Below are 3271 nucleotides of genomic sequence, written 5' to 3'. Positions count from 1 at the left end.
TCCTTGAAATAGAGGAAAGAGATCTTTGACATATTGACACAAGCAAGACTGTAGATTAGATAATAAATCAGAAATCAACAGCTGAAAGTATGAGCACTTATGCATACGGCCGCCTATAGTTATAGGAAAGTATGCTTAAGTCAAGGCGAAAGTAAGTCAGGGCGCATGGTGGATGCCTTGGCTCACGGAGGCGATGAAGGACGTGATAAGCTGCGATAAGCTGCGGGTAGGAGCAAATATCCCTTGATCCGCGGATTTCCGAATGGGACAACCCATCAGGCTGAAGGCCTGTTATCCCTGCGTAGGCAGGGAGGCTAACCGAGGGAACTGAAACATCTTAGTACCTCGAGGAAGAGAAAATAACAATGATTCCCCCAGTAGTGGCGAGCGACCGGGGAAGAGCCCAAACCTGCTTTGTGGCAACGCATGGCAGGGGTTGTAGGACCGCGCCGTGGTACTTGCAATGTGAGAAGAAGTATCTGGAAAGTTACATCATAGAAGGTGATAATCCTGTATTCGAAACAATTGCGAGACCTAGCGGTATCCTGAGTAACGCGGGACACGTGTAATCCTGCGCGAATCCGCCGGGCCCATCCGGCAAGGCTAAATACTCCCGTGAGACCGATAGCGTACCAGTACCGTGAGGGAAAGGTGAAAAGTACCCCTATAAGGGGAGTGAAAGAGTACCTGAAACCATGCGCCTACAAGCGGTCGGAGCTGCTATAAGCAGTGACGGCGTGCCTTTTGCATAATGAACCTACGAGTTACCGTCACAGGCGAGGTTAAGGAAGAGGACTTCCCGAGCCGCAGTGAAAGCGAGGCTGAACAGGCCGTATAGTCTGTGGAGGTAGACGCGAAACCGAGTGATCTACACATGTCCAGGATGAAGTCCCGGTAACACGGGATGGAGGTCCGCACCGATAAGCGTTGAAAAGCTTCCGGATGAGGTGTGTGTAGGAGTGAAAGGCCAATCAAACTCGGAGATAGCTCGTACTCCCCGAAAGGCATTTAGGTGCCGCGTCACATGATCTGTATGAGAGGTAGAGCGACCGATAGGTCAAGAGGGCTTCACCGCCTATCGCGACCTGACGAACTCCGAATGCTCATACACCGCAGTGTGGCAGTAAGGGGGCGGGTGCTAAGGTCCGTCCCCGAGAGGAGAAGAATCCAGACCGCCGTCTAAGGTCCCCAAGTTCTGTCTGAGTTAGTCTAACGAAGTGTGGTCTCCGTGACAGCTAGGATGTTGGCTTGGAAGCAGCCATTCATTCAAAGAGTGCGTAACAGCTCACTAGTCGAGAGACCGTGCATGGATAATAATCGGGTATAAGACAGGCACCGAAGTCGCGGGATAGTAATGATAAAAGTATCGGTAGGGGAGCATTCCTGCGGCGTTGAATGGGAAAGGACGACTTTCCCTGGAGCTTCAGGAAAAGCAAATGTAGGTATAAGTAACGATTAGGGGTGTGAGATCCACCCCCGCCGTACGACTAAGGTTTCCCGGGCAATGTTAATCATCCCGGGGTAAGTCGGGTCCTAAGTCTAAGCCGAACGGCGAAGGCGATGGCTGACACGGTCAATATTCCGTGACTTCCTTATGGAGTGACGTGGAGACGCAGTCGTGACACTGCCGCGGGGAAACGGAATTCCCCGTTAAAGGATGTAGGCATTGAGGGAGGCAGGCAAATCCACCTCCCGAGCTGAACTCCGAGAGTACGGCACTCTCTCCGGAGAGAGCCGACAGCGCAGGTAATCATACTGCCGAGAAAATCCGCTAAACTTAATCCATACGGAACCCGTACCGCAAACCGACACAGGTAGTCGGGTAGAACATACTAAGGCGTTGAGAGATTCACGGTTAAGGAACTAGGCAAACTGACCCCGTAACTTCGGGATAAGGGGTCCTCCAGCAATGGAGGCGCAGAGAATAGGTCCAGGCAACTGTTTAGCAAAAACACAGGGCTGTGCAAACTCGCAAGATGAGGTATACAGCCTGACACCTGCCCGGTGCCGGAAGGTTAAGAGGAGATGTCACCGCAAGGGAAGCATTGAATTGAAGCCCCGGTAAACGGCGGCCGTAACTATAACGGTCCTAAGGTAGCGAAATTCCTTGTCGGGTAAGTTCCGACCTGCACGAATGGTGTAATGATCCGGACGCTGTCTCAACCGTGAGCTCAGTGAAATTGTAGTATCGGTGAAGATGCCGATTACCCGCGATGGGACGAAAAGACCCCGTGAACCTTTACTACAGCTTAGCATTGACCTTGGTCATCGGATGTGTAGGATAGGCCGGAGGCATTGAATCATGCGCGCCAGCGTGTGTGGAGCCATCCTTGAAATACGGCCCTTCTGCTGCCTGAGGTCTAACGCGCTTTGCGCGGACACTGCTTGGTGGGTAGTTTGACTGGGGTGGTCGCCTCCAAAAGCGTAACGGAGGCTTCCAAAGGTGCCCTCGGGCCGATTGGTAACCGGCCTTATAGAGTGCAATGGCATAAGGGCGCTTGACTGGGAGGCAGACATGCCGAGCAGGCAGGAAACTGGGGCATAGTGATCCGGCGGATCCGTATGGAAGGTCCGTCGCTCAAAGGATAAAAGGTACTCCGGGGATAACAGGCTGATCCCCCCCAAGAGCTCATATCGACGGGGTGGTTTGGCACCTCGATGTCGGCTCGTCACATCCTGGGGCTGGAGAAGGTCCCAAGGGTTGGGCTGTTCGCCCATTAAAGTGGCACGCGAGCTGGGTTCAGAACGTCGTGAGACAGTTCGGTCTCTATCTATCGTGGGCGCAGGAGTCTTGAGGGGACCGGCCACTAGTACGAGAGGACCGTGGTTGACCGACCTCCGGTTTACCGGTTGTGCCGCCAGGTGCACCGCCGGGTATCCGCGTCGGGTTCGGATAAGCGCTGAAAGCATCTAAGTGCGAAGCCGGCCTCAAGATGAGGACTCCATTGAGGGTCGTCGAAGACTACGACGTTGATAGGGTGCAGGTGTAAAGACAGCGATGTCAAAGCCGAGCACTACTAATTGCCCGAAAACTTTTGTCTGAGGCGATACTTTCAGATGTTGGCTCTGTATCTGTGATACAGTTTGCTTGTGTGCGATTGTCAACCTATACCGGCTGTATGTGATACGGCTGAGAGAATTATCAGGTGGCTATTGCGGTGGGGTTCCACCTCTTCCCATTCCGAACAGAGAAGTTAAGCCCACTTGCGCCGATGGTACTGCAATGCAATGCGGGAGAGTAGGAGGCCGCCATCTTTTACAAAGCACCTTG

At 53.2% G+C, this 3271-nt stretch carries 2 rRNA genes; both read left to right on the top strand.

The window, feature by feature from the left end:
• The first annotated feature begins 145 nt into the window (after nt 1–145).
• Nucleotides 146–3041, top strand: a 23S ribosomal RNA gene (locus CIK90_RS08655).
• 101 nt (nt 3042–3142) lie between these two features.
• Nucleotides 3143–3255 (top strand): 5S ribosomal RNA (gene rrf, locus CIK90_RS08650).
• Nucleotides 3256–3271 lie beyond the last annotated feature (16 nt).

Source organism: Prevotella sp. P5-126 (genome assembly GCF_002251185.1).
GTDB lineage: Bacteria > Bacteroidota > Bacteroidia > Bacteroidales > Bacteroidaceae > Prevotella.
Note: the sequence above shows the minus strand (reverse complement) of the source record. Positions and strands in the feature narration are given on the sequence as shown.